Annotated in this window: 19 protein-coding genes; 1 reads left to right on the top strand and 18 read right to left on the bottom strand. The window is 69.8% G+C overall.

The window, feature by feature from the left end:
• Nucleotides 1-11: 11 nt before the first annotated feature.
• The 17 genes from G6N48_RS11240 to nicT all read right to left on the bottom strand — a co-directional run bounded on the left by G6N48_RS11240 (nucleotide 12) and on the right by nicT (nucleotide 15041).
• On the bottom strand, nucleotides 12-284 hold the full coding sequence (locus G6N48_RS11240) for a HypC/HybG/HupF family hydrogenase formation chaperone (protein WP_085269219.1): 273 nt from the start codon (nucleotides 282-284) through the stop codon (nucleotides 12-14).
• A 27-nt stretch (nucleotides 285-311) separates the two neighbouring features.
• Complete coding sequence (hypE, locus tag G6N48_RS11235; protein ID WP_085269220.1) at nucleotides 312-1424, bottom strand: hydrogenase expression/formation protein HypE; 1113 nt, start codon at nucleotides 1422-1424, stop codon at nucleotides 312-314.
• Nucleotides 1421-2098: a D-sedoheptulose-7-phosphate isomerase gene (locus tag G6N48_RS11230; RefSeq protein WP_085269221.1), complete on the bottom strand. Its 678-nt coding sequence runs from the start codon at nucleotides 2096-2098 to the stop codon at nucleotides 1421-1423. The genes hypE and G6N48_RS11230 overlap by 4 nt, the downstream gene beginning before the upstream one ends.
• Nucleotides 2095-2820 (bottom strand): HypC/HybG/HupF family hydrogenase formation chaperone, encoded by a 726-nt coding sequence (locus G6N48_RS11225; RefSeq protein WP_085269222.1) that lies wholly within the window; start codon nucleotides 2818-2820, stop codon nucleotides 2095-2097. Before G6N48_RS11225 ends, G6N48_RS11230 begins: the two co-directional genes overlap by 4 nt.
• Entirely contained in the window at nucleotides 2817-5159 is a 2343-nt protein-coding gene (gene hypF, locus G6N48_RS11220) for a carbamoyltransferase HypF (protein ID WP_085269223.1), read from the bottom strand. Before hypF ends, G6N48_RS11225 begins: the two co-directional genes overlap by 4 nt.
• Nucleotide 5160: 1 nt before the next feature.
• Entirely contained in the window at nucleotides 5161-5415 is a 255-nt protein-coding gene (locus G6N48_RS11215) for a HypC/HybG/HupF family hydrogenase formation chaperone (RefSeq protein WP_085269224.1), read from the bottom strand.
• 3 nt (nucleotides 5416-5418) lie between these two features.
• On the bottom strand, nucleotides 5419-5934 hold the full coding sequence (locus G6N48_RS11210) for a hydrogenase maturation protease (RefSeq protein ID WP_085269225.1): 516 nt from the start codon (nucleotides 5932-5934) through the stop codon (nucleotides 5419-5421).
• A 17-nt stretch (nucleotides 5935-5951) separates the two neighbouring features.
• Nucleotides 5952-6071: a DUF6893 family small protein gene (locus tag G6N48_RS28900; protein ID WP_372511289.1), complete on the bottom strand. Its 120-nt coding sequence runs from the start codon at nucleotides 6069-6071 to the stop codon at nucleotides 5952-5954.
• 12 nt (nucleotides 6072-6083) lie between these two features.
• Nucleotides 6084-7418 carry a hypothetical protein gene (locus G6N48_RS11205; protein ID WP_085269226.1) on the bottom strand — a complete coding sequence of 445 codons (1335 nt, stop codon included), beginning with the start codon at nucleotides 7416-7418 and terminating at the stop codon, nucleotides 6084-6086.
• Nucleotides 7415-8077, bottom strand: a complete 663-nt coding sequence (locus G6N48_RS11200; protein WP_085269227.1) for a DUF6084 family protein — start codon at nucleotides 8075-8077, stop codon at nucleotides 7415-7417. Before G6N48_RS11200 ends, G6N48_RS11205 begins: the two co-directional genes overlap by 4 nt.
• On the bottom strand, nucleotides 8074-8709 hold the full coding sequence (locus G6N48_RS11195; protein WP_085269228.1) for a DUF5947 family protein: 636 nt from the start codon (nucleotides 8707-8709) through the stop codon (nucleotides 8074-8076). Before G6N48_RS11195 ends, G6N48_RS11200 begins: the two co-directional genes overlap by 4 nt.
• Nucleotides 8706-9578, bottom strand: a complete 873-nt coding sequence (locus G6N48_RS11190) for a NifU family protein (RefSeq protein WP_085269229.1) — start codon at nucleotides 9576-9578, stop codon at nucleotides 8706-8708. The genes G6N48_RS11195 and G6N48_RS11190 overlap by 4 nt, the downstream gene beginning before the upstream one ends.
• Nucleotides 9579-9637: 59 nt before the next feature.
• The gene (locus G6N48_RS11185) at nucleotides 9638-11434 is read right to left on the bottom strand and encodes a nickel-dependent hydrogenase large subunit (RefSeq protein WP_085269230.1); all 1797 of its coding nucleotides are present in this window, start codon (nucleotides 11432-11434) and stop codon (nucleotides 9638-9640) included.
• A gap of 53 nt (nucleotides 11435-11487) precedes the next feature.
• The gene (locus G6N48_RS11180) at nucleotides 11488-12543 is read right to left on the bottom strand and encodes an NADH-quinone oxidoreductase subunit B family protein (RefSeq protein WP_085269253.1); all 1056 of its coding nucleotides are present in this window, start codon (nucleotides 12541-12543) and stop codon (nucleotides 11488-11490) included.
• A gap of 227 nt (nucleotides 12544-12770) precedes the next feature.
• On the bottom strand, nucleotides 12771-13541 hold the full coding sequence (gene hypB, locus G6N48_RS11175; protein ID WP_085269231.1) for a hydrogenase nickel incorporation protein HypB: 771 nt from the start codon (nucleotides 13539-13541) through the stop codon (nucleotides 12771-12773).
• Between the two features lie 12 nt (nucleotides 13542-13553).
• On the bottom strand, nucleotides 13554-13889 hold the full coding sequence (locus G6N48_RS11170) for a hydrogenase maturation nickel metallochaperone HypA (RefSeq protein WP_085269232.1): 336 nt from the start codon (nucleotides 13887-13889) through the stop codon (nucleotides 13554-13556).
• 36 nt (nucleotides 13890-13925) lie between these two features.
• The gene (gene nicT, locus G6N48_RS11165; RefSeq protein WP_085269233.1) at nucleotides 13926-15041 is read right to left on the bottom strand and encodes a Nickel transporter NicT; all 1116 of its coding nucleotides are present in this window, start codon (nucleotides 15039-15041) and stop codon (nucleotides 13926-13928) included.
• A gap of 142 nt (nucleotides 15042-15183) precedes the next feature.
• Here nicT and G6N48_RS11160 point away from each other — a divergent pair, with 142 nt between their 5' ends.
• Nucleotides 15184-15684 (top strand): Fur family transcriptional regulator, encoded by a 501-nt coding sequence (locus tag G6N48_RS11160; RefSeq protein WP_232066598.1) that lies wholly within the window; start codon nucleotides 15184-15186, stop codon nucleotides 15682-15684.
• A gap of 31 nt (nucleotides 15685-15715) precedes the next feature.
• Here G6N48_RS11160 and G6N48_RS11155 read toward each other — a convergent pair whose 3' ends face one another.
• Nucleotides 15716-16735 (bottom strand): alpha/beta hydrolase, encoded by a 1020-nt coding sequence (locus tag G6N48_RS11155; RefSeq protein WP_085269234.1) that lies wholly within the window; start codon nucleotides 16733-16735, stop codon nucleotides 15716-15718.
• Nucleotides 16736-16775: the final 40 nt, after the last annotated feature.

Raw genomic sequence — 16775 nt, 5'->3', positions numbered from 1 at the left:
GTCAACTCCTTTCAGAGTATCGCCGAGGAGTCGAACGCGGCCAGCTCGCTGGTGTAGGCTTCCCCGAGTTTCTGAATGGCGGCCAGCGTGAGCAGGGCCTCGGTCTCGTCGATCTTGGCCATCGCGAACCCGACGTGGACCAGCACCCAGTCGTCGGGTTGGGGCAGGTCGTCCTCGAGAAGCCGCACGCTGATGGTGCGCTGCACCCCGCTGACGTCCACCCTCGCCAGGTAGTTGGCCGCGTCGGTGATCTCGACGATCCGCCCCGGAATCCCCAGACACATGTGCGTTCCCTCCGTCCTCGATCCAGCTCAACAGATCCGTGGCAGCGGGTCGCCGACGAGCATGTCGACAATCCGGGTGCCGCCGAAACCGGTTCGCAGCACCACGGTTTCGGCCGGCTCGGTGACGATCTCCCCGACCTCGGCCGCCCGCGCGCCCAACGGATGTGAGCGCAGCGCGGCCAGTCCCGCCGGTGCTTCGTCGGGCCCGACGACCGCGACGAACTTGCCCTCGTTGGCCACGTAGAGCGGGTCGATGCCGAGCAGCTCGCACGCCCCGTTCACCATGGGCGCCACCGGCAGCCGGTCCTCGGTGAGCAGCACCCCCAGCCCGCAGGCCTGGGCCAGTTCGTTGCACACCGTGCCCACCCCGCCGCGGGTGGCGTCGCGCAACCAGCGGGTCGACGGCGCGGCCGCCAGCAGCAACTCGACCAGCGGGCTCAATGACGCCGTGTCGGAACGGATGTCGGCCTCGATGTCCAGGTCGCCGCGCGCGAGCATGACCGCCATGCCGTGGTCGCCCATCGAGCCCGACAACAGGACTTTGTCGCCGGCGCGCACCGAGTGCGCCCGGAGCGCACGGCCCGCGGGGATCACGCCGGCGCCGGTGGTGTTGATGAACAGGCCGTCGGCCGCGCCCCTGGGCACCACCTTGGTGTCGCCGGTGGCGATCTGCACGCCCGCCTCCGCGGCCGCGGCCGCCATGTCGGCGACGATCTCCTTCAGTTCGCCGATCGCAAAGCCCTCTTCCAGGACGAACGCCGCCGACAGCCACGCGGGCACGGCGCCGGCCATGGCCAGGTCGTTGCAGGTTCCGTGCACGGCGAGCCGGCCGATGGACCCTCCGGGAAAACGCCTGGGCGCCACCACGAACGAGTCGGTGGACATCGCCAGGCGCTCACCGCCGGGCAGCGTCAGGACGGCGGCGTCACCCAGCGTCTCGAGCAGCGGGTTGCGGAACGCCTCGACGAACACCGCGTCGATGAGCGCCGCCGACGCCTTGCCGCCCGCCCCGTGGGCCAGGGTCACGTGGTCGTCGAGCAGGCGGGGCCGGCGCCGGCGGAACGACTCGATCCGCTCGATCACCTCGCCCTCGGCGAAGCGCGGCCCCGACGACAGGTAGTCGCCCGCTGACGTGCTCATGCGGCCCCCCGGCCTTGTCCGCTCAACCGGTCGTGCACGGCCACCCACAGCCGATAGCCCAGCAGTGCCTGTGACTCCTGGATCCGGTGCACACTCTGGGAACCGACGACGAAGCAGGTGTCCACGTCGGGGTCGGTGGCGAAGGCGCCGCCGTCGTATCCGGCGAAACCGACGGTGTACAGGCCGCCTCGGCGCGCCTCGGCCAGCGCGGTCAGCAGGTTGGGCGAATTGCCGCTGGTCGACATGGCGATCGCGATATCGCCGGCTCTGGCCCGGGCGATCAGTTGGCGCGCGAACACCAGCTCGAAGCCGACGTCGTTGCCCAGCGCCGTCAGGATGGCCTGATCGGCGGTCAACGACCACGCCGGCAGGGGCCTGCCGAGCGGCGGGCGGGCGAAGAGCGCGGCCAGTGTCGCCGAATCGGTGCAGCTGCCACCGTTTCCGAACGTGAACATCCGGCCACCCGCGGAAAATCGGCGCGCCATCTCGGCGGCCGCCGCCCCCAGCAGTTCGGCGTTGGCCTCCAGCGTGCGCCGCCGCAGCGTCAGGCTCTCGGCGGCCTTCGCCTGCGCCGACGCGGCCAGGTCGGCGAGCAGGGCCGTGGCCCCTTGGCCGTCGAGGTCTTCCTGCGCGTCGATGAACGGATACAGGAAGTTGGTCGGCTCGTCGGTCATCGGGGGTCCCCCTCATCGGCGACGCGGCTTATCGCCGTGCCCGCGTGCACCAACACCAGGTCCCCGGCCCCGACCGGGTCGACGAGTGCGGTCACCACGTTTTCGACGCCCTGCGCGGTGCGCACCGCGGCCTGCCCGCCGGTCGACGGCGCGACCACCTCGCCCAGCCGGCCCTCGTCGCTGCAGGTGAGGCAAACCGTCTCGGCGCGTTGCGGTTTGAGCAGACCGGAGTGCTCGAAGCACACGTGGGTCAGTTCCCACAACAGGTGGTAGAACAAGACGAAGCCGCCGGTGGCGGGCACTCGGGGGTCGGGGTCGTCGAGCCAGAGCACGTGGTCGGCCGCGCCGGCCGGGGGGCGCTCGCCGCTGCCGATCCAGATCGTGGTGGCGCCCCACGCCGGGCCGCGGCGCATCACCGAGCGCACGCCGGCGTCGTGCGCCCCGGAGACGGCGATCACGATGTCGCCGGGCCGCACCGACACCCGCGCCAGGTCGACCACGTCGGGTCCGGTCAGCGCCACCGCCGGCAGCGCGCGTTTGCCCACGATGACGGGGTGCACGAACTCGACCGCGATGTGCTGGGCGTGCGGTTCCCACTCCGGCGCGATGGACCACATGGTCGCACCGGCGGCGAACCGCCTGGCCAGTGTCAAGGCGGTGGCGGCGAGGTCCTCGGCCAGTTCGGCGCCCAGGCCGCGGTCGATCGCGGTGGTGGTGCTCATCGGCGGTCCCCCTCGGCCGCGGTGAGCATCGAGATCGCGGCCTGACCCAGCGCCAGTCCGCCGTCGTTGGGCGGCACGACGCGGTGGGTCAGCACCTCGAAACCGTTTCGCCGCAAACGGTCCCGGCAGTCGCGGAGCAACAGCACGTTCTGGAACACCCCGCCGGTGAGGCCGACCAGCCGGACCGGGCCGGCGACCTGAGCGACCACCTCGGCGACGGCGACGGCGACGGCGCGGTGGAAGGCCGCGGCGAGTAGCGCCGGCGGCGTCGCGGCGGCCAGCGCCGAGGCCAGCGCCCGCACCATGGGGACCGGGTCGATCACGCCGCCGGCGCGCACGGCCAGCGGCAGCGACGGGCCGGGCGAGTCGCCGGCCGATTCGGCCAGCGCCTCGAGTTCGATGGCGGCCTGGCCTTCGTAGCCGATCCGGTGTCGCACGCCCAGCAGCGAGGCGACCGCGTCGAACAGCCGGCCCATGCTCGAACATGGCACACACCCCGTGCCGGACTCCAATTGCGAACGCAAGCAACGCAATTCATCGGGACTGGCCGCGGCCACCGGAGCCAGGCCGCGGGTCCAGTCGATGTCGGCCAGCCACAACTGGGCCAGGGCCGTCCGCCACGGATTGCGCACCGCGGCGTCCCCGCCCGGCAATGGCACCGGCCGCAGGTGGCCGGCCCGGACGAAGCGATGGCTGTCGGTCCCGAGCGTGAGAATCTCGCCACCCCAGATGGTCTGGTCGCAGCCGTAGCCGGTGCCGTCGAACGAGACGCCGACGACGGGTTCACCGATGCGACCGTGCTCGGCCAGCAGCGACACCACGTGGGCGTGGTGGTGCTGGACGAGGTCCAGGGGCCGGCCGCCCGCGTGGCGCTCGGCCCAGTTCCTGGTGTGATACCCCGGATGGCGGTCCGCCGCCAGTCGTGCCGCCCGGCCGCGGATCCCGCCGAGCTGCCCGACCGCGCGCTCGAACGCGCGCAGCGTCTCCAGCGTGCCCATGTCGCCGATGTGCCCGGAGAGGTAGGCGCGCGGGCCGTCGGTGAGGCAGAAGGTGTTCTTCAGTTCGCCGCCCACGGCCAGCACGGCCGGCCCGGCGAGCGGCAGGTCGACCGGCAGCGGCGCGTAGCCGCGCGAGCGGCGGATCGGCAGCTGCCCGCCGTCCAGCACGCGCACCACCGAGTCGTCGCACGGCACGTGGATGGGCCGGTCGTGGTCGAGGACCGCGTCGCACAAAGCCGGGAGTCGTTGCGCCGCATCGTCGGCGGTGAAGCAGATGGGTTCGTCGGAACGGTTCGCGCTGGTCAGCACCAGCGCGTCAGGCACCTGCCCACCCGCGCCGGGCACCGGTGCCAGCAGCAGGTGGTGCACGGCTGAGTACGGCAGCATCAGCCCGAGCAGCGGGCTGCCGGGGGCGACGGCGTCGGCGACCGGGGCGCCGGGGCGGCGGTGCAGCAGCACGATGGGGCGCGCCGGGCCCGCCAGCACCGCGGCCTCGGCGTCGTCGATGTGCGCGTAGCGGCGCGCGACGTCGAGGTCGCGGACGAGCAGGGCGAAGGGTTTGGCGCCGCGGGCCTTTCGCGCCCGCAGGGCGCCGACCGCCCGATCGTCGTCGACGGCGCAGGCCAGGTGGTAACCACCGATTCCCTTGATCGCGACCACCGCGCCGGCGGCCAGCGCGCGTTGGGTGGCCGCCAGCGCGGCATCCGGCCCGTCCACCCGCCCGGCGGCCGAGGCAAACCACAGCGACGGACCGCAATCGGGGCACGCGATGGGCTGGGCGTGGAACCGGCGGTCCGCGGGATCGTGGTATTCGGCGGCGCACAGCCGGCACATGGCGAACCCCGCCATGGTGGTCGCGGGCCGGTCGTAGGGCAGCTCACGAATGATGGTGAACCGCGGCCCGCAGTTGGTGCAGGTGACGAACGGGTGCCGGTAGCGCCGGTCGCGCGGGTCGAACAGTTCGGCGACGCAGTCGTCGCAGACCGCGATGTCGGGCGGGATCGGTGTGCGCGCACCCGTGACGGTCTCGCTCGCCACGATCCGGAAGTCGCGCTCGCCGTCCACGGCGTCGACGTCGGCCACGCTGACCGCGCCGATCCGCGCCAGGGGCGGGGCCTCGGCGCGCAACCGGCGCCCGAACTCACCGACGGCCGCCCGCTCGCCCTGCACCTCGAGAAAGACCGCCCCGGAATCGTTGCCGACGAATCCGGCCAGGCCCAGCTCACCGGCGAGCCGGTGCACGAAAGGACGAAAACCGACCCCCTGGACGACACCGGTCACGGTGAAGCGACGGCGGAAGACTTCACGCGACCGCAGCAGCGTCAGCGGGGACTCGGTCACCTCAACCGCCCTCCGAGTCGACGCGGCCCCGACCCATCAGCTCGAGACCGGCCATCGCCTGCTCGGCCCCGGCGCGGTCCGTTCTCTCGACGGCGAAACCCATGTGGATGATGACCCAGTCCCCGGGCGCGAACGTTTCCTCGGGCAACATCCCGACGTTGATCCTGCGCGGCTCCCCGGTGACGTCGACCAGCGCCAGCTGCCCCTCGTAACCGTCCAGCATCCGGATCACCTGCCCGGGTATGCCAAGGCACATCGCTTAGCCGTCCTCTCGGGAAAGCTCGCGCCCCATCGGAATCCGCAAGGCCGCGACGATCTCCTCGACCGCCCGCGCGGCCCGGGGAACGGCCCTGGCCACCGGGTCGGTGAGGCCCATGCCCTCCTCGACGCTGCCGGCTTCGCATCCCACGACGACCGTGTAGGGCAGCCTGCCGCCCAAGGCCCGCAGGCTGGCGAACACCGCCTGCGGGTCCATGCTGTGCGCGTCCACTCCCATTGCGTCGCAGCCGGAGTCATGGTCAGGGTCGTCGTGTTCGGCCTGGAAGACGTGCAGGGCGCCCGGGTTGCCGCGGCTGGGGACGGCGTCGACGAGCACCAGCGCGTCCCAGTCCTCGAGAAGATCGTAGGCCAGGTGCATGCCGCGGATGCCGTAGTCGGTGACGCGGACGCCCGAATCGTCCGGCGAGAGATCCGCGTTGCGAACGACTTCCGAACCGAACCCGTCGTCGCCGAGGAAGATGTTGCCGATCCCGGCGACCAGGATGCGTGCTGCCATTGCCGGTGCCCGAAGACCTACATCCGCCTCAGTCTCAGGTAGCGGCGCGCATCGGGCAGGGACGCCACGCCGAGCACCAGGCCCACCGCGAACACCAGCGCGAGGATGGCCGCGAATATCCAACCCATCACTTCCATTTCGATCTCCTTTCACAACGGACTGTGTTGGTCTTCCAGAGGTTCGACCTCGTCGGGGGAGAAGTAGAGGTAGCGGCCGTACCAGTCGTGCAGATCGGCCGCGGGGTCGTCGTCGACGACCACCCCGACGTGCTTGTCGCCCTCGACGTCCTCGTGCACGGAGGTGACCCGCGCGGTCTTGCCGGCGACGAAGATGTCCTGCGCATCGGCGTTGCGCCGCGGGTGCAACCGGACGCGGCTGCCCCGGGCCACCCTGACCCCGTTCACCAGGACCGCGTCGATCTCCGGACGAACGGCGTTGTCGGCCAACGGGTCCCACCAATCGACGCCCTCGGGGATCTCGGGGATCAGCGCGGCCGAGGCGTCGAGAGCGTGCGGATCGCGCAGCACGCCGTGCAGCGCGGCCATCGCTTCGGGCGACATGGCGTCGCACTGGTCGACGATGCGGGCCGCCCGCGGGTCGGTGGCGCGGGCCTGCGCCTTCTCCTCGTCCGTCATCGTCATCACGCGCAGGGTGAGGATCTCGTCGATCTCGGTGCAGTCGTAGAGCGCGGTGTTGCTCTGTTCGGCCACCTCGGGGTGGTCGTAGAGGATGATCGGGGAGATCAACAGCACGTCGTGGGTTCCCGGCGGGCCCGCCAGCACCGGGAAGCAGCGGTGCCGGGTGCACCGCGCTGCCGCCCCGGTCGCGGGTGGTGGGGGCTCGAGCAGTGAGACGAACCGGCCGTCAACCGCCTCGGCGATCACATGCGTGCCGATCATGGACCGTGCGATCGCCTCGTCCTTGTCGGCGGCCGGCGCGCTGAGGTTGCAGACCCGCACCGACACCCGGACAAGGTCGCCATCGCTCTCACTGGCGACCGTCAGCACGCCCCGAACCTCCTCTCGTTGGCGCACCAGGCGTCCGCCGTCGAGCATTTCGATGTCGGTCGCCGCCTCTGCCACCATCGACAGCGTCCTTGCCCGACCGTCCAGGGCGATAGGGCCGAAGGACCTCTCGAATTCGACGGCCTCGTCCCACGTCAGCCACGAGCCGGCCGGTGTGGTCAGCTCGGGAACGGTCTCGAACTCACCGGTGGCGCTCGCACGCTCGGCCCGGCGGCGCTGCAACTGCAAGAACCGGACCACCAGGGTGACCGCGCCGGCGCGGTCGACCAGGAACTCCGCGGCCAGGCGGTCGTCCTCGCCCAGGCCCGCGGCCGCCGCGCCGGCGGGCCCCAGAACGCCGAACTGCCAACGCGATTGATTCTTGCTCGAGGTTCCCCGGTAGGGGTAGAGCAGGTAGCCCTCGTAGAGCACCGCGTCGGCGACGGCGCGGGCCCGGTCCCGGCTCGGGGTCTGCGTCATCGAGCAGCCTGCCGTTCGGCGTCCAGCAGGGAGGTGACCGCGTGGTCGAGGTCGAGCAGCCCGCGCGCCGACTTGTAGCCGGCCAGCGCGGCGATGGTCTCGTGGTTCAGCCGCACCCAGCCACTGTTCGGATAGTGCTGAGCGATCAGATCCCGCCAGGCCGCGACCGGCATGTCGTAGCGGGACTCGCAGTCCCATGACACCTGCTGGACCGAGAACCCGCGCGGCGATTTCACGAAGATCGTTCCGCTGAACAGGAATTGCAGGGGCAACGCGCCGCCGCGCAGCGCATGCAGGTATTTGGCCGCGGCGACCTCGAAATCGTAGGTGCAGTCCAGCGGCAGGGCCACGGACGTGTGGCCGGAGAAGCCCGGGACCATCGCGGTGCAGTGCTGCCACAGAAACGTGCGCTGGGTGGTCGCCCAGCGTTCGCGGGGTCCGAACAGATCGGTCAGGCCCGCCGCCTCGTCGTCGGAGTACGAGCGCCGCAGCGGCTCGATGCGGACCTGGCAGCGCAGCGCGATGGCGTGCACCGGGTCCGCGGCACCGGGACCTGCGACCGTGACGCCGACACGCGCGGTGAGCATGGGGGTGACGGTGTAGGGCTCGGGCGCCACGTCGGTGACCGTGAAGTCCACGTCCAGTGGCCGGTCGGTCATGGCAGCGTCCGAACGGCCCGGGCCGCGACCCGGGTGAAGAAGTCGTCGATGAACGCGCGCGCCTGCTGGCCGCCGTCGAAGCCCCGCCACAGCATCCGCAACCGCCCGACGAATTCGTAGCAGGCGTCGATCGGGACCAGGAAGCATTGCGGCGGCGACGAATCGGAGTCCTCGGGAACCCGGATCAGCAGGGCCTCCACGTCCTCGGCCAGCAGGCTCACCCGCGGGTCGGCGTCGCTGATGGCTCCCCAGGCGTCGAGGTCCAACTCGGACTCGCACGCCCCGGCGGGGCCGGGGTAGAAGGCGACGGTGCGGCCCAGCGCCGAGTTGGCGAAGAAGAACGCGACCCCGACCGGGATCTGCAGGGACTCCCACGCGCGGCGGTCCAGCGCGAAGTCCGCGAAGGCGAGATAACGGTCGGGCACCGCGCGGTAGCGCAGCTCGGCGTGCGGATCGGTGAACAGCAGATAGCAGGCGCGGCAGACGCACATCAGTTGCCGGGCACCCACATTCACCACGTGCTGGTGCTCGTCGGCGATCGACTCCGAGCACATCTCACACCGCTCGTACTCCGGTTCGGGCGGCGGCCGGTTGCTGCGGATGCGGGTGAGCACGTCGAAGGGGGTGGTCATGCGTCCGCCCCCAGCGCTTCGCGCAGAGCCAGCGAAGGCACACCGTCGCGACTCAGCAGCGGCACCGGGACCAGGGGTGCCGCGGTGGCGGCGGCGCCGGCGCGCGCGACGTCGAAATCCACCCCGCAGCGCGGGCAACGCAGCAGCGTGCCCAGCAGCGTCGCCCCGGCCAGGGTGTCGTCGCAGACCGGGCAGTGGTCCCGGTAGACGAACGTCTGGTCACCGGCCCGGCAGGCCAGCAGCGCGGTCCCGCCGATGACGAACCCGGCGACCTCGCCCGCCCTCAGCTCACCGAGCTCCGGCGCCGGATGCCACTCGGTGGGCCCGTGGCCATCCGAATGCAGGTGTGCCATCAGCGATTCGGCGGGAATCATGCCGGTCCGCTCGGTGGTGACCACCTCGATCGAGCCGATCTCCGGCGCGGCCGCGCGGATCGCGTCCTCGACCGCCAGCTCCAGCGTCACCGCCGACGAGGGGCAACTCTTGCAGCTGCCTTCGAAAGCGAGCCGCACCGTGTCGCCGCGGACCTCCAGCAGGTCGACGTCCCCGCCGTGCGAACCCAGGTAGGGACGCACCCGTTCCAGCGCGTCGGAGACCCGGCGGTGCACGTCGTGCGGGTGCAGGCCGTGAACCAGGAGCAGGCTGGCCACCAGGTCGTCGGTGGCCAGCCGCTCGGCCAGACCCCCCTCCCCGATCTCGACGATCCGTTCCAGCCCGGCTCCGTAGAGCCCGACCACCTCGGCGACCAGCTGCCGGGCCCGTTCGTACGCGGCCGGCCCGCTCGCCGCGCAGGAATCCAGAAGAGTCTGGATCCGATCGCCCGCCGTACGCCACTGCGTCTGTGTCTCAAGGGTTTCCGGGCGATCCACCGTGCGTCCTCCCTTAGTGTGACGACCCGCTGCGCCCGGCTGCGCCGCGCTTGCGATCGTCACTCGGCGGGTGACTGGGTGGGTGTGTGCAATCTGTCCAGGGTCTTTCCCTTCCCCAGGTACATGTGCACACCGCAGGGCAGGCACGGATCGAAGCTGCGCACCGTGCGCATCACGTCGATGCCCTTGAAGTTGTCCCGGCCGTTCTCCTCGAAGATCGGTTGGCCCTGCACCGCGTCTTCGTAGGGGCCCGGCGTTCCGTAGCTGTCGCGCGGGTTGGCGTTCCACGGGGTGGGCGGGTACGGGTGGTAGTTGGCGATCTTGCCGTCCCGGATCACCAGGTGGTGGCTGAGCACGCCGCGCACCGCCTCGGTGAAGCCGCAGCCGATGGCCTCGTCGGGCACCTCGAACTTTTCCCACGTCTTGGTGCGCCCGGCGCGGATCTCCTCGAGGGCCTTCTCGGCGAAGTGCAGCGCGCACGCGGCCGCATAGGCCTGGAAGTAGGTGCGCGCACGGTCGCGTTCGATCGTGTTGCTGCCGTACTTGGGCACCTTCCACTCGAACTCCACCGGACCCTTCAGGGCGGTCTTGGGGAGGTTGATCTTGACGCTGTTGCCGGTCGCCTTGACGTAGCCGATGTCGACCAGCCCGGCCAGCGCCGTGGACCACAGCCGCGCGAGCGGGCCGCCGCCGGTGTCCAGCGCGAGGTGGTCCTTTCCGTCGAACCAGCGCGGCGACATCACCCAGCTGTACTTGCCACCTTCCATGTCCCGCTTCTGCGGGTGCGGGTTGGTGTGCTGATTCCACGGATGCCGGCGGTCGACGGCGTTGCCCAGCGGATCGCGTTGCACGAACATCTCCTGGTCGGTCCAGTCGTCGTAATACGAACTGCCCAAAAGGATTCGGATGCCCAGGTTGATGTCCACCAGCGAGTGGGTGACCAGCTTGCCGTCGACCACCACGCCCGGGGTCACGAACATCGCGTTACCCCAGCGCTCCATGTCCTTGTACTCGAAGTTGCACACCTCGGGGTCCTGGAAGGAGCCCCAGCAGCCCAGCAGGGTGCGGCGCAGGCCGACCTTCTCGTAGCCGGGCAGTGCGTCATAGAAGAAGTCGAACAGGTCGTCGTGCATGGGCACGACCTTCTTCATGAACTCGACGTAGCGCATCAGCCGGGTCATGTAGTCGGTCATCAGCTGGATGGTCGCGACGGTGCCCACCCCGCCGGGGTACAGCGTGGACGGGTGCACGTGGCGACCCTCCATGAGGCAGAACATCTCCCGCGTCCAGCGGCTGACCACCAGCGCCTCGCGGTAGAACTCGCCGCTGAACGGGTTGAGCGAGCGCATGATGTCGGCGATGGTGCGATACCCGTGCGCGTCGGCGTGCGGCGCCTGAGTCTTCTCCGCCAGGGACAGCACGCTCGGGTTGGTCTCGGAGACCATCTTCTCGCAGAAGTCCACCCCGACCAGGTTCTCCTGGAAGATGTTGTGGTCGAACATGTATTCCGCGGCCTCGCCGAGGTTGACGATCCACTCGCCGAGGTGCGGAGGCTTGACGCGATAGGCCATGTTCTGCGCGTAGCACGAGCAGGTGGCGTGGTTGTCGCCGCAGATGCCGCAGATCCGGCTGGTGATGAAGTGGGCGTCGCGCGGATCCTTGCCCTTCATGAAGATCGAGTAGCCGCGGAAGATCGACGAGGTGCTGTGGCACTCGACGACCTCTCTGTTCTCGAAGTCGATCTTGGTGTAGATGCCGAGGCTGCCGACGATCCTGGTGATCGGGTCCCAGGCCATGTCGACGAGCTGGCCGGGTTTGCGCCCGGCTTGGGTGGGTTCGGGAATGGTGGTTGTCATAGCAGATACCGCTCTCCGCCTGGACGGCTAAAAGGAATGAAGCGCGCCGGCACCTACCAGGTGCGGCGCGCTCCGGTGGTGAGTTGGTTGCCGTTGTGGCGCCACCGCGGCTCCTTGTCGACGGTGCGCCCGGTGATGGCCCTCAGGTTGCGGATCACGCTCCCGTACAGGCCCGACGCGGCGGTGGACACCCTGCCGCCCGGGGGCTCGTCCATGAACGGCATGAACTTGTCCGGGAAGCCCGGCATGGTGCAGCCGATGCAGATCCCGCCCACGTTGGGGCAGCCGCCGACGCCGTTGATCCATCCGCGCTTGGGCACGTTGCACTTGACGACCGGACCCCAACAGCCCAGCTTCACAATGCATTTCGGTGACCCGTACTCGGTGGCGAAATCGCCCTGCTCGTAATAGCCGGCCCGGTCACACCCCTCGTGCACGGTCTTGCCGAACAACCACTGGGGACGCAGCGCGTCGTCGAGCGGAATCATCGGTGCCTGGCCGGTGGCCATGTACAGCAGGTAGGTCAGCGTCTCCGAGAGGTTGTCGGGGTGGATGGGGCATCCGGGCACGCACACGATCGGTATCCCGGCCTTGCTCTTCCAGTCCCAGCCCAGGTAATCCGGCACTCCCATCGCGCCGGTCGGGTTGCCGGCCATGGCGTGGATGCCGCCGTAGGTGGCACAGGTGCCGACCGCGACTATCGCGGTCGCCTTGGGCGCCAACCGGTCGAGCCACTCGCTGGTGGTCATCGGCTGGCCGGTGGCCGGGTCGTTGCCGAACCCGCACCAGTAGCCCTCGTCCTTGATCTTCTCGTTGGGGATCGACCCCTCGACGACCAGAACGAAGGGTTCCAATTCACCACGATCGGCCTTGAAGAACCACTCGAGGAAGTCGTCGGCCCCACCGTTGGGTCCGCACTCGAAGTCGATCAGCGGCCAGTGCACGGCGACCTGGGGGAGGCCCGGAAGCGCGCCGAGGGCGATCTCCTCGACGCTGGGCTGGGTGGCGGCAGTCAACGCCACCGAATCGCCGTCACAACTGAGCCCCGCATTGATCCAGAGAACATGAATCAACGTTTGTTCTGCTTTGACTGCTGCGTCGGTTGGCATGCTGCAGCTTTCCGGAGCCGGGCTGAATGGCTCCTGCGCCACCGGAGTCGACCGTCGGCCCACTTGCGCAGCGCTAATTTCCGGGTCTACTCCCGCCGTCGTGCAATGTCAACGGTTGCGGCCGACCTCAGTAGTTGCACATGCGTCGCATTGCACTGGTTTTGGCCGCATCCCGTTGCGGGTTGGGCCGACCGGACCGGATCGTCATGCAAATCGGTTGCAAAATCTCAGTTCTGCGCGCCGCCCGCGAAGCGCCGCAGCCAGCCGTACCAGGCCTCCATGCCCGCACCGGTGCGCGCGCTGACCGGCAGGATGGGCGCCGCGGCGTTCACCTCGCGTACATTCGCGATGTAGGTGTCGACGTCGACGTCGAGGTGGGGCACCAGGTCAATCTTGTTGAGCAGCACCACATCCACCGCCCGAAACATCACCGGGTACTTGAGCGGCTTGTCCTCGCCCTCGGTGACCGAGTACACCATGGCCTTGGCGTGCTCGCCGACGTCGAACTCGGCCGGACAGACCAGGTTGCCGACGTTTTCGATGATCACCAGGTCCAGGCCCGGCAGGTCGAGGCCGGGCAGCGCGCGGCTGACCATGGGCGCGTCAAGATGGCATTCGCCGCCAAAACCGTTGCTGGTGTTCAGCAACGAGATCTGGGCACCGCGACCGCGGAGCTTGGCGGCATCCAGGTCGGTGGCGATGTCGCCTTCGACCACGCCGATCGAGAGGTCACCCGCGAGTTCGTCGAGTGTGGCCTGCAGGATGGTCGTCTTGCCCGATCCCGGTGAGCTCATCAGGTTCAGGGCGCGAATGCCGTTGGTCGCGAACGCTTCCCGGTTGGCTTCGGCCAGGGTGTCGTTCTCGGCGAAGATGGCCTCCAGCACGTCGACCCGCTGCCTGCCCGTCTGGTAGCGATCGTGGTCGCCGTGCTGGTGACCGGGGTGATCGTGGTCGTGCGCGTGCACCGTCTGGTCGTCGTGGCGGTGGAACCTACCCATGGTCAACGCCTTTCACGACACGTCCAGCGACGTCACCAGGAATTCGTTACCGCGCAGCACCTCGACGTCGGTGCTGTCGCACTGCGGGCACCAGATCGACCACGCCGAGGTGATGTCCGATCGCCGCCCGCACGCGCGGCACCCGACCTCGGCGCCGACGCACTCGAGTTCCAGCTCGGCGTCCGGCATGTCCTCGGAATCCCGCACGAGGCTCCAGCAGAAGGACAGCGATTCCGGCACCACCTGGCGCAAAGCGCCGATCCGCACCCGCACCACCTCGACGTGCCGGCCGTCGGCGTGCGTCCTGACCACACCGGCGATGGCTTCGCACAGCGACAGCTCGTGCATGAGCACTGTTCTACACCCGATCGCCGGCGGTGAGAACTAGGTCGCCGTTTCGGTCGCCTTCCACTTCTCCTCGATGCGCCCGTAGCGCCAGACGAGCAGCGCCACCACCCAGGTGGCGACGAACATGCCGACGACGAAATAGCCGACCGCGTTGAGGTTCAGACCGCTGACCCAGTCCCAGAATCCGCCCCGCCAGCCGAACTGCCCGGCGAACAACCCCAGCAGCTCCACGCTGCCGATCAGCAGAGCCACCGCCACCGACAACGCGGTGATGGTGATGTTGTAGTAGATCTTTCGCACCGGGTTGGAGAACGCCCAACCGTAGGCGAAGTTCATGAACGAGCCGTCGATGGTGTCCAACAGGCACATGCCGGCGGTGAACAGCACCGGCAGGCACAGGATGGCGTACCACGGCAACCCGGCCGCGGCGCTGGTGCCCGCCAGCACCAGCAGCGCGATCTCGGTGGCGGTGTCGAAGCCGAGCCCGAACAACAACCCGATGGGGTAGCAGTGCCAGGACCGGGTGATCGACTTGGTGAGGCGGCCGAGGAACCGGTTCATCAGCCCGCGGTTGTCCAACTGCCGCTCCAGCTCCGCCTCATCGAACTCGCCGCGGCGCAGCCGCGCGAACACGCGCAGGATCCCCACCAGCACGACGACGTTGAAAATGGCGATCAGATAGAGGAAGAGGCCAGAGACGCCCGTGCCGATCAGGCCCGTGTAGTGATGCAGCGTCGAGGAGTCGTCTTCGACCGGCCCGACGACCGCCTTGACGCCCGTCGCCAGCAACACCGCCAGGCCGAACACCACCGTCGAATGGCCCAGGGAGAAGAAGAACCCGACGGCCAGGGGCCGCCGCCCGTCGTTCATCAGCTTGCGCGTGGTGTTGTCGATGGCGGCGATGTGGTCGGCGTCGAACGCGTGCCGCAAGCCCAGGGTGTAGGCGGTGAGCCCGATCCCGACGCCGAACGCCTTGCCGCCCACCGTCAGCTGCGCGGGTTCGACGACCAAGACCAGCGTGCACCAACCGACGACGTGCAGCGCGGCGACGAACGCCGCCATCGACGCGAGCCGCCACCACTCCGCGGCGGTGAGCGCGCCGTGCAGCTTCGTGACGAACGGCAGCCGCCGGTCGAGATCGGCACTGGCCACTGGGGTCCCTCCGGCATCGGGCAGAAGACGGCCGGGACGACTGTATGTTCGGCCCGGGCCCGATGCAACTCGGTCGCATGATGGCCGCGCCGGGAATCGGTGAAAACTGGCGCCGCCCGTGGTCGGGAGCAACACTGAACACGTGAAGCCAAAGCCGGTGGTCCTCGACCCCGCCGTCACCGACCGGATCGGCGAATTCCTGCGCTCCCGCGGGCTGCGGCGAATGGCTTCGCGCATCCAGGTGTTGGCGGTGCTCGAGCCGGTCAACGGTCACCTTCCGGTGGCGGAGATCCACCAGCGGGTGCGCGCTTGCATGCCGCCGGGCGCCGCGCCGCCCGACGTGGCGACCATCTACCGCACGGTGACCACGCTGGTCGAGCAGGGGGTGCTGCACGCGCTGACGCTCGACGGTGGCGTCTGCACCTACGGGCTGGCGATCGCGCCGCACCACCATGCGGTGTGCACCCAGTGCGAGTCGATCATCGAGGTGCCCGCGCGCCAGCTCAGCGCGGCGCTCGAGCACGCGATGGCGGGCAGTTCCTTCGCGCTGTCGGAGGCGGCCGGTCTGACGCTGCACGGGCTGTGCCCGCGGTGCCAGGCCGCGCAGCGTGGGCCGCGCTCGCTCAAGCGCTCAGGGTGTTGAGGTTTGCATCCCGCGCATCCCGCGCGGCCCGTCACCCGTCCTCGGACAACGCCGGGGCGTCGGTCTGGGCGCCGAGGTGATGATCCAGCCAGAGGTCGAGTTGCCGGTAGGCCAGTCGGCGCGGCCACGGCAGTGACAGGAACACGTCGTGTTTGGCGTCGGCGACCGGGACGACGGTGCTGCGATTCCCGATGCAGCCCGCCCACCGGGCGATCTGGGTGACGTCGAGCACCGCATCACCGCGCTGCATCGCCGCCGGGTCGGTGCTCTCGCGCACGCTGTGGTCCGACCGCAGGATCAGGTTGGGTACGCCGACGTCGAGCCCGCGGTGCAGCCGGGCCTGGCCACGGCGCACGGCGTGCAGCCAGCCGAACGTGATCGGGAAGCCGCCCACGGGTTTCCACTGCAGGTTGTAGTCGAACTCGCCGGAGTAGTCCCGATGCAAAGTGGTGCCGTATCCGCCCACGCCGGGCGTGCGCGCCACGCCCTTGGATCGCGCCCGCGACAGCCCGGCCAGCAGCGCCGAGGTCACCCAGTGGCGCAGGATCGCCGGTCCGTGCAGATCCAGAAACGGGCTGTTGAGCACCAGGCCGCCGATGCAGGCGTGCGTAGCCGCATCCCGTCGTCGCAGCCGGTCCAGCCACAGCGAGACGATGAGCCCGCCGGCGGAATGGCCGTACACCATCACCCGGCCCGGACCGGTCTGCTCGGCGACCATCCGCAGGGCGTGGGTGAGCTCGGCGTCGTAGTTGGCGAGGTCGGTGACGAAGTGCGGCGTCTGGCCCTCGCGGTGCGACCGGCCGCACTTTTGCAGGTCCAGCGCGTAGAACGCGAACCCGCGCTCGGCGAAGTGGTCGGCCAGCGCGGTGTGGAAGAAGTAGTCGGTGTAGCCGTGCACCGCCAGGACGGCGTGGGCGGGGCGAGCCGCCGCCTGCTCGCGGCCTCGCCGCACCAGTGTCGCGACGATCTCGCCCTCGCCGGCCGGGTCGGACCCCAGCGGGATGGTGCGCTGCCAGTAGCCCGGCAGGACATCGGGCTGCCAGCCAGTCACGACGCCAGCTTAGCGGCGTCCCATCACCGGGAGGCACAGG

The organism is Mycobacterium parmense (assembly GCF_010730575.1).
GTDB lineage: Bacteria > Actinomycetota > Actinomycetes > Mycobacteriales > Mycobacteriaceae > Mycobacterium > Mycobacterium parmense.
Note: the sequence above shows the minus strand (reverse complement) of the source record. Positions and strands in the feature narration are given on the sequence as shown.

What these genes read in the sequence shown, in the direction of transcription:
- G6N48_RS28900 (WP_372511289.1), bottom strand. Translation starts at nt 6,071, where the DNA reads ATGGAAGTGATGGGTTGGATATTCGCGGCCATCCTCGCGCTGGTGTTC.
- G6N48_RS11240 (WP_085269219.1), bottom strand. Translation starts at nt 284, where the DNA reads ATGTGTCTGGGGATTCCGGGGCGGATCGTCGAGATCACCGACGCGGCC.
- G6N48_RS11225 (WP_085269222.1), bottom strand. Translation starts at nt 2,820, where the DNA reads ATGAGCACCACCACCGCGATCGACCGCGGCCTGGGCGCCGAACTGGCC.
- G6N48_RS11230 (WP_085269221.1), bottom strand. Translation starts at nt 2,098, where the DNA reads ATGACCGACGAGCCGACCAACTTCCTGTATCCGTTCATCGACGCGCAG.
- G6N48_RS11210 (WP_085269225.1), bottom strand. Translation starts at nt 5,934, where the DNA reads ATGGCAGCACGCATCCTGGTCGCCGGGATCGGCAACATCTTCCTCGGC.
- G6N48_RS11170 (WP_085269232.1), bottom strand. Translation starts at nt 13,889, where the DNA reads ATGCACGAGCTGTCGCTGTGCGAAGCCATCGCCGGTGTGGTCAGGACG.
- hypE (WP_085269220.1), bottom strand. Translation starts at nt 1,424, where the DNA reads ATGAGCACGTCAGCGGGCGACTACCTGTCGTCGGGGCCGCGCTTCGCC.
- hypB (WP_085269231.1), bottom strand. Translation starts at nt 13,541, where the DNA reads ATGGGTAGGTTCCACCGCCACGACGACCAGACGGTGCACGCGCACGAC.
- G6N48_RS11205 (WP_085269226.1), bottom strand. Translation starts at nt 7,418, where the DNA reads ATGACGCAGACCCCGAGCCGGGACCGGGCCCGCGCCGTCGCCGACGCG.
- G6N48_RS11180 (WP_085269253.1), bottom strand. Translation starts at nt 12,543, where the DNA reads ATGCCAACCGACGCAGCAGTCAAAGCAGAACAAACGTTGATTCATGTT.
- G6N48_RS11215 (WP_085269224.1), bottom strand. Translation starts at nt 5,415, where the DNA reads ATGTGCCTTGGCATACCCGGGCAGGTGATCCGGATGCTGGACGGTTAC.
- G6N48_RS11185 (WP_085269230.1), bottom strand. Translation starts at nt 11,434, where the DNA reads ATGACAACCACCATTCCCGAACCCACCCAAGCCGGGCGCAAACCCGGC.
- G6N48_RS11200 (WP_085269227.1), bottom strand. Translation starts at nt 8,077, where the DNA reads ATGACCGACCGGCCACTGGACGTGGACTTCACGGTCACCGACGTGGCG.
- G6N48_RS11195 (WP_085269228.1), bottom strand. Translation starts at nt 8,709, where the DNA reads ATGACCACCCCCTTCGACGTGCTCACCCGCATCCGCAGCAACCGGCCG.